The sequence below is a fragment of the Methylobacillus arboreus genome (genome assembly GCF_020532725.1).
GTDB classification, from domain to species: Bacteria; Pseudomonadota; Gammaproteobacteria; order Burkholderiales; family Methylophilaceae; genus Methylobacillus; species Methylobacillus arboreus.
On record NZ_JAJAVC010000013.1, the window covers coordinates 1 to 5,415 of the forward strand.

Genomic DNA, 5,415 nt, shown 5'->3' on the forward strand with positions numbered 1-5,415 from the left:
TCTCGCTGAATTCGAAACGAATCAGCGGCGAGTAAAAAAGAAGTAACCTGCTCTTTAACAAACTGAACAACCGATAAGTGTGGGTGCTTGTAGGTGAGTGCAAATCGATACTTATTTATAAGAATCGAGAAACTCAAAATACAAGTGCTTAACACTTAAATGAAATCAAAACTGTAGCCTTTATGGTTACACCTAAGATTCATTTGAGAATTAAGCCAAGCGATATACCGACCTCGAAAGAGGTCAAACAAGTAATAGTCGGAATTAAACTGAAGAGTTTGATCCTGGCTCAGATTGAACGCTGGCGGCATGCTTTACACATGCAAGTCGAACGGCAGCACGGAGAGCTTGCTCTCTGGTGGCGAGTGGCGAACGGGTGAGTAATATATCGGAACGTGTCCAATAATGGGGGATAACTAGTCGAAAGATTAGCTAATACCGCATACGCCCTGAGGGGGAAAGTGGGGGATCTTCGGACCTCACGTTAATGGAGCGGCCGATATCTGATTAGCTAGTTGGTGGGGTAAAAGCCTACCAAGGCGACGATCAGTAGCTGGTCTGAGAGGATGATCAGCCACACTGGGACTGAGACACGGCCCAGACTCCTACGGGAGGCAGCAGTGGGGAATTTTGGACAATGGGCGAAAGCCTGATCCAGCCATGCCGCGTGAGTGAAGAAGGCCTTCGGGTTGTAAAGCTCTTTCGCAAGGAAAGAAAACTTATCTACTAATACTAGATGAGGATGACGGTACCTTGATAAGAAGCACCGGCTAACTACGTGCCAGCAGCCGCGGTAATACGTAGGGTGCGAGCGTTAATCGGAATTACTGGGCGTAAAGCGAGCGCAGGCGGTTTTGTAAGTCAGATGTGAAAGCCCCGGGCTCAACCTGGGAACTGCGTTTGAAACTACAAGGCTAGAGTATGGGAGAGGGGGGTAGAATTCCACGTGTAGCAGTGAAATGCGTAGAGATGTGGAGGAATACCAATGGCGAAGGCAGCCCCCTGGCCTAATACTGACGCTCATGCTCGAAAGCGTGGGGAGCAAACAGGATTAGATACCCTGGTAGTCCACGCCCTAAACGATGTCAACTAGTTGTTGGTGGAGTAAAATCCATTAGTAACGCAGCTAACGCGTGAAGTTGACCGCCTGGGGAGTACGGTCGCAAGATTAAAACTCAAAGGAATTGACGGGGGCCCGCACAAGCGGTGGATTATGTGGATTAATTCGATGCAACGCGAAAAACCTTACCTGGCCTTGACATGCCACTAACGAAGCAGAGATGCATTAGGTGCCCGAAAGGGAAAGTGGACACAGGTGCTGCATGGCTGTCGTCAGCTCGTGTCGTGAGATGTTGGGTTAAGTCCCGCAACGAGCGCAACCCTTGCCAATAATTGCCATCATTCAGTTGGGCACTTTATTGGGACTGCCGGTGACAAACCGGAGGAAGGTGGGGATGACGTCAAGTCCTCATGGCCCTTATGGCCAGGGCTTCACACGTAATACAATGGTCGGTACAGAGGGTTGCCAACCCGCGAGGGGGAGCTAATCTCAGAAAGCCGATCGTAGTCCGGATTGTAGTCTGCAACTCGACTACATGAAGTCGGAATCGCTAGTAATCGCGGATCAGCATGTCGCGGTGAATACGTTCCCGGGCCTTGTACACACCGCCCGTCACACCATGGGAGTGGGTTTCACCAGAAGTAGGTAGCCTAACCGCAAGGAGGGCGCTTACCACGGTGGGATTCATGACTGGGGTGAAGTCGTAACAAGGTAGCCGTATCGGAAGGTGCGGCTGGATCACCTCCTTTCTAGAGTAAGCCTTGCTTGCAAGCATTCACACTTATCGGTTGTTTCAAGAGCGCAACAAAGATTGGCCTTATGGGTCTGTAGCTCAGCTGGTTAGAGCACCGTCTTGATAAGGCGGGGGTCGTTGGTTCGAGCCCAACCAGACCCACCAGATTACTGTAAAGTAATGGGGGATTAGCTCAGCTGGGAGAGCACCTGCTTTGCAAGCAGGGGGTCGTCGGTTCGATCCCGTCATCCTCCACCAACTCTTTGTTGAAAAGGTTAGAAGTAAACACAGCGTGCTGTCTTTACTTCTGGCTTTTACAAGCTGGATTGATCTTTAACAAAATGGAAGAAGTAAAGAGAATACCAAGAACTTTGTGATGAGGTTCTAGTATTCAAATGGGTAATTTGATTGCAAAATCGAAACATTTGAACTCGTTGGTTCGCAAGAATTAACCGTTCAAATTAGTTCAGCCGCATCAGCTTGGTGTGGTTGGATGAAGTGCTTTAGAAAACCTATAGCGGATGTCTCATGCATCGCGGGATTTGAGTTTAAAAGGGCTCAGGTTTCAACGTTATAGGGTCAAGCGAATAAGTGCATGTGGTGGATGCCTTGGCGATTACAGGCGATGAAGGACGTGGTAGCCTGCGTAAAGTCTCGGGGAGCTGGCAAACAAGCTTTGATCCGGGAATGTCCGAATGGGGAAACCCACCCGCAAGGGTAACCTCTCCTGAATATATAGGGAGAAGGTGGCGAACCGAGTGAACTGAAACATCTAAGTAGCTCGAGGAAAAGAAATCAACCGAGATTCCGGAAGTAGTGGCGAGCGAACCCGGAAAAGCCTGTTATTTTTAGCAGACGCGTTAGTAGAACGGAATGGAAAGTCCGGCCATAGAGGGTGATAGCCCCTTATACGAAAACCCGTTTGTGGAACTAGGGTAACGACAAGTAGGGCGGGACACGTGAAATCCTGTCTGAACATGGGGGGACCATCCTCCAAGGCTAAATACTCGTAATCGACCGATAGTGAACCAGTACCGTGAGGGAAAGGCGAAAAGAACCCCGGGAGGGGAGTGAAATAGATCCTGAAACCGCATGCATACAAACAGTGGGAGCCTCGTAAGGGGTGACTGCGTACCTTTTGTATAATGGGTCAGCGACTTACATTCAGTAGCAAGCTTAACCGATAGGGGAGGCGTAGCGAAAGCGAGTCCGAATAGGGCGTTCAGTTGCTGGGTGTAGACCCGAAACCAAGTGATCTATCCATGGCCAGGATGAAGGTGCCGTAACAGGTACTGGAGGTCCGAACCCACTAATGTTGAAAAATTAGGGGATGAGCTGTGGATAGGGGTGAAAGGCTAAACAAACTTGGAAATAGCTGGTTCTCTCCGAAAACTATTTAGGTAGTGCCTCGTGTCTCACTCTTGGGGGTAGAGCACTGTTATGGCTAGGGGGCTCATAAGAGCTTACCAAACCATGGCAAACTCCGAATACCGAGAAGTGCAATCACGGGAGACAGACCATGGGTGCTAACGTCCGTGGTCAAGAGGGAAACAACCCAGACCGCCAGCTAAGGTCCCTAATGACGTGCTAAGTGGAAAACGAAGTGGGAAGGCACAGACAGCCAGGAGGTTGGCTTAGAAGCAGCCATCCTTTAAAGAAAGCGTAATAGCTCACTGGTCGAGTCGTCCCGCGCGGAAGATGTAACGGGGCTAAGCACGTAACCGAAGCTGCGGATGCATATTTATATGCATGGTAGGAGAGCGTTCTGTAGGCCTGCGAAGGTGTGCTGTGAGGCATGCTGGAGGTATCAGAAGTGCGAATGCTGACATGAGTAGCGATAAAGGGGGTGAAAAGCCCCCTCGCCGAAAGCCCAAGGTTTCCTGCGCAACGTTCATCGGCGCAGGGTGAGTCGGCCCCTAAGGTGAGGCAGAGATGCGTAGCTGATGGGAAACAGGTTAATATTCCTGTACCTCAATATAATGCGATGTGGGGACGGAGAAGGTTAGGTCAGCCATCTGTTGGAATAGGTGGTTTAAGCGTGTAGGGAGATCCTTTAGGCAAATCCGGAGGGTCAATTCTGAGGCGTGACGACGAGTCTCCTTGTGAGACGAAGTGATTGATACCAAGCTTCCAAGAAAAGCCACTAAGCTTCAGTTATATTGAGACCGTACCGCAAACCGACACAGGTGGGCAGGATGAGAATTCTAAGGCGCTTGAGAGAACCCGGGAGAAGGAACTCGGCAAATTAGCACCGTAACTTCGGGAGAAGGTGCGCCCCGGTAGGGTGAAGGACCTCGCGTCCGGAGCTTGATGGGGTTGCAGTGAAAAGGTGGCTGCGACTGTTTAATAAAAACACAGCACTGTGCAAACACGAAAGTGGACGTATACGGTGTGACGCCTGCCCGGTGCCGGAAGGTTAAGTGATGGGGTGCAAGCTCTTGATCGAAGCCCCGGTAAACGGCGGCCGTAACTATAACGGTCCTAAGGTAGCGAAATTCCTTGTCGGGTAAGTTCCGACCCGCACGAATGGCGTAACGATGGCCACACTGTCTCCTCTCGGGACTCAGCGAAGTTGAAATGTTTGTGAAGATGCAATCTACCCGCGGCTAGACGGAAAGACCCCATGAACCTTTACTGTAGCTTTGCATTGGACTTTGACAAGATTTGTGTAGGATAGGTGGGAGGCTTTGAAGCGGTGACGCCAGTTACCGTGGAGCCAACCTTGAAATACCACCCTGATGTTGTTGAGGTTCTAACCTAGGTCCATAATCTGGATCGGGGACCGTGCATGGTGGGCAGTTTGACTGGGGCGGTCTCCTCCCAAAGAGTAACGGAGGAGTGCGAAGGTAACCTAGGTACGGTCGGAAATCGTACTGATAGTGCAATGGCATAAGGTTGCTTGACTGCGAGACGGACAGGTCGAGCAGGTGCGAAAGCAGGTCATAGTGATCCGGTGGTTCTGTATGGAAGGGCCATCGCTCAACGGATAAAAGGTACTCTGGGGATAACAGGCTGATTCCTCCCAAGAGTTCATATCGACGGGGGAGTTTGGCACCTCGATGTCGGCTCATCACATCCTGGGGCTGTAGCCGGTCCCAAGGGTATGGCTGTTCGCCATTTAAAGTGGTACGTGAGCTGGGTTTAAAACGTCGTGAGACAGTTTGGTCCCTATCTGCCGTGGGCGTTGGAAGTTTGAGGGGGGCTGCTCCTAGTACGAGAGGACCGGAGTGGACAGACCTCTGGTGGACCGGTTGTCACGCCAGTGGCATCGCCGGGTAGCTAAGTCTGGAAGAGATAAGCGCTGAAAGCATCTAAGCGCGAAACTTGCCTCAAGATGAGACTTCCCTTGTGCCTTGAGCACACTAAAGAGTCGTTCGAGACCAGGACGTTGATAGGTCGGGTGTGGAAGCGCAGTAATGCGTTAAGCTAACCGATACTAATTGCTCGTGAGGCTTGATCCTATAACCTTGAAACTTGGGAACCCCAAGCAAGGTGTTCTAAAGCTGTAATCAAATACACCTAAATTCTTTACTTCTTCTGTTTGTTGAAGATGAATTTGCTACGCAAATTCCATCAGATTAACAGTGAATGTGCATCAGCACACGCACTACCGGTTATGTCT

2 tRNA genes and 2 rRNA genes are annotated in these 5,415 nt (G+C 50.5%); all 4 read left to right on the top strand.

The window, feature by feature from the left end:
• The first annotated feature begins 266 nt into the window (after positions 1-266).
• The 4 genes from LG198_RS14245 to LG198_RS14260 all read left to right on the top strand — a co-directional run bounded on the left by LG198_RS14245 (position 267) and on the right by LG198_RS14260 (position 5,254).
• A 16S ribosomal RNA gene (locus LG198_RS14245) occupies positions 267-1,809 on the top strand.
• A 72-nt stretch (positions 1,810-1,881) separates the two neighbouring features.
• Positions 1,882-1,958: transfer RNA gene (locus LG198_RS14250), tRNA-Ile, on the top strand.
• A 17-nt stretch (positions 1,959-1,975) separates the two neighbouring features.
• A tRNA-Ala gene (locus LG198_RS14255) sits at positions 1,976-2,051 on the top strand.
• Between the two features lie 319 nt (positions 2,052-2,370).
• A 23S ribosomal RNA gene (locus LG198_RS14260) occupies positions 2,371-5,254 on the top strand.
• Together the 16S and 23S rRNA genes with 2 tRNA genes alongside form the textbook arrangement of a ribosomal RNA operon.
• Positions 5,255-5,415: the final 161 nt, after the last annotated feature.